This window comes from Gemmiger formicilis (assembly GCF_016901605.1).
GTDB lineage: Bacteria > Bacillota > Clostridia > Oscillospirales > Ruminococcaceae > Gemmiger > Gemmiger formicilis_B.
The window spans coordinates 1-2,206 of sequence record NZ_JACJKP010000279.1 but is presented as its reverse complement, the minus strand read 5'-3'; the positions used below and the strand labels follow the sequence as shown (position 1 = coordinate 2,206).

General features: G+C 53.2%; 4 protein-coding genes. All 4 read right to left on the bottom strand.

Annotation, left to right across the window (positions count from 1 at the left end; all coding sequences use genetic code 11):
• Positions 1–1,008, bottom strand: a 1,008-nt coding sequence (locus H6B10_RS14120; RefSeq protein WP_204652185.1) for a serine/threonine protein kinase, incomplete at its 3' end; no start/stop codon positions are given.
• Positions 1,009–1,072: 64 nt separating this feature from the next.
• Positions 1,073–1,471: a hypothetical protein gene (locus tag H6B10_RS14115; protein WP_040918716.1), complete on the bottom strand. Its 399-nt coding sequence runs from the start codon at positions 1,469–1,471 to the stop codon at positions 1,073–1,075.
• Positions 1,472–1,590: 119 nt separating this feature from the next.
• Positions 1,591–1,917 (bottom strand): hypothetical protein, encoded by a 327-nt coding sequence (locus H6B10_RS14110; RefSeq protein WP_087379615.1) that lies wholly within the window; start codon positions 1,915–1,917, stop codon positions 1,591–1,593.
• A gap of 6 nt (positions 1,918–1,923) precedes the next feature.
• The coding region (locus H6B10_RS14105; RefSeq protein ID WP_204652184.1) for an FHA domain-containing protein at positions 1,924–2,206 on the bottom strand (283 nt) is incomplete at its 5' end.

Sequence of the window (2,206 nt, the reverse complement as noted above, 5' to 3'; positions counted from 1 at the left end):
GGTAGCCTGGGTGCGCTGGCTGATACTGGCCGCCACCTGATCCTGTACGGAAACGCGCCCGTTCAGTGCCCCGATGAATGCCTCCATATTGGGGAAACGATCCTCGGTTTTTACCGCCAACGCTTTCATGATGGCGTTTTCCACATTAGCCGGAATACGGAACCCCAGCTCCGACGGCCTTTTCATGGTATCCCCATGGATCCGTTCCACCGAATCTGGCGGAAGCTGCCCGGTAATGCAGCGGTACAGGGTAGCGCCCATGGCGTAAACATCCGTCCACGGTCCCTGATTGCCGTGGCTGGAATACTGTTCCTCCGGCGCGTAGCCATGTTTTAAGATGACCGACACGCTCTTGCCGTCCCCCAGTGCGAACCGCGCCGCGCCGAAATCCAGCAGACGGCTTTCGCCTTTGGATGTGATATAGATATTGTCCGGGCTGATGTCCCGGTGCAGGAGGTTCAGCGCATGCACCTGAACCAGCGCTTCCATGATCGGCTGCAGAATGGCAATCGCCTGGTTATAGGGGATCTTATCCCCGTTTTTTGCCAGGTAGGCTTTCAGGCTCATACCGTCTATGTACTCCATCACAAAGTATGCGGTGCCGTTCTCTTTGAAATAGTTCTGCACCGATACGATATGCGGGGTGTTTTGCAGTTTGGCAAGGATCTTCGCTTCATCCAAAAAGCGCTCCATACCGTACTGGTAATCCTCCTCCACCCGTCCGGTCAGCGCCACACTATAGTGGTCCGGATGCCTTGTGGCCAGGGCGGAGGGCATATATTCTTTAATCGCAACCTTGATCTCCAGTGTCAGGTCGTATCCCAGATAGGTGATACCGAACCCGCCAATGCCAAGCACCTTTCCTACCAGATATCTCCCGTTTAGGATCGTACCCAGGGGCAGCGCAAGATAGGGCTGCTCGTCGTTCTCATTAAATCCGCATCGGGGGCATGGAATCCCCGGTTCTTTTTCCGCGAAACAGCCATAACAAACACGTTCCGGATTCATTCTCCCACCTCCTCAAGCAATGTATTTTAAGTATAAAACGATGTATTTTGATAGCAAAATACAGTCACTCCTTCCGATTTTTGGACCAGGCATCGTAACACAGATCACCCAGCAGGAGCAATCCCAGCGCCACCAGAAGCCCGATCCACCCGCCCCAGCCCACTAAAGGAAAAAGTGCAAAGGCAACTCCCAGCACAGACCAGATAAGGGCGCTGATTACACGTTCCCTATTCTCAGAGGGGCAGGAAAAGTACCGGGGATTCTTTTCATCCACAAAGAGCACCTCATAACTACCGACTTTGATTTCGTCCTTTTTGGAATACTCTACCCGGGATACTACCCGATACTCCTGTCCATCCAATGTGTACTGGTAGACCGGATGGTATTTATAGTTGGTAATGAAGAAATCGGTGAAATCGTCGTCTGTCCAGCTGACGTCCACATCGCAGATGACGGCGTTCACTCTTCTCCGGCAGCGACGCTTTGACCGTACAGTCCGACAGAATGCCAAAATGATTCCGAAGAGAAACAAACATACTCCAAGGGCAAACAACAAAATATCCCCCATCGCGTCCGTTGCATTCATGCTCCAAACGATTTTATCTCAGCTATGACAAAGAGTTCCTCCGATACCTGCCGCACCCGGTCGACATGCCGCAAGACCAGCGCCTCCAGCCATTTTTCTGCATTGGCCGCTTTTAGAAATTCAATCTGTACTTCCAGGGGTTCAATGTAGAACTCACCTGCATACGCCAGCGCCCCTTCACCTTCCGACAGCGCCGGGAACTCGTGGAGTTCTTTCATTTCACCGTCTGCAGTCAGGTGGAAGACAGCCGCCAGTTCCCGGCCGGCGGCGTCCTCTCCCCACGCTTCCTGGATTCTTCCGTTTTTTAAACAATACCCTGCCATAACGGGTTACTCCTTGCTCACCACAAACCGGTTGGCGTTGTCGCACAGGTAGAAGGTGTCCCCGGTCGACAATTTTTCCGCCACATTCGCCGTCAGCTTTTTGCCGTTGCCCAGGAACGTGCCGTAGGACGATCCCAGATCGGTGATGATAAAGCAGTCTTCATTCGGGTCGTAGACTAGCTGGCAGTGCCGCCCGCTGATACCCGGCGTGTTTTTATCGAATACGATGTTACAGGTTGCCGGGTCTCGGCCGATGACCACCTTGCCCTTTAACAGGTCAAAGCTCTGG

Bases quoted from the DNA above. Each gene is read 5' to 3' on its own strand.
- H6B10_RS14110 (WP_087379615.1), bottom strand. From the start codon at position 1,917: ATGGCAGGGTATTGTTTAAAAAACGGAAGAATCCAGGAAGCGTGGGGA.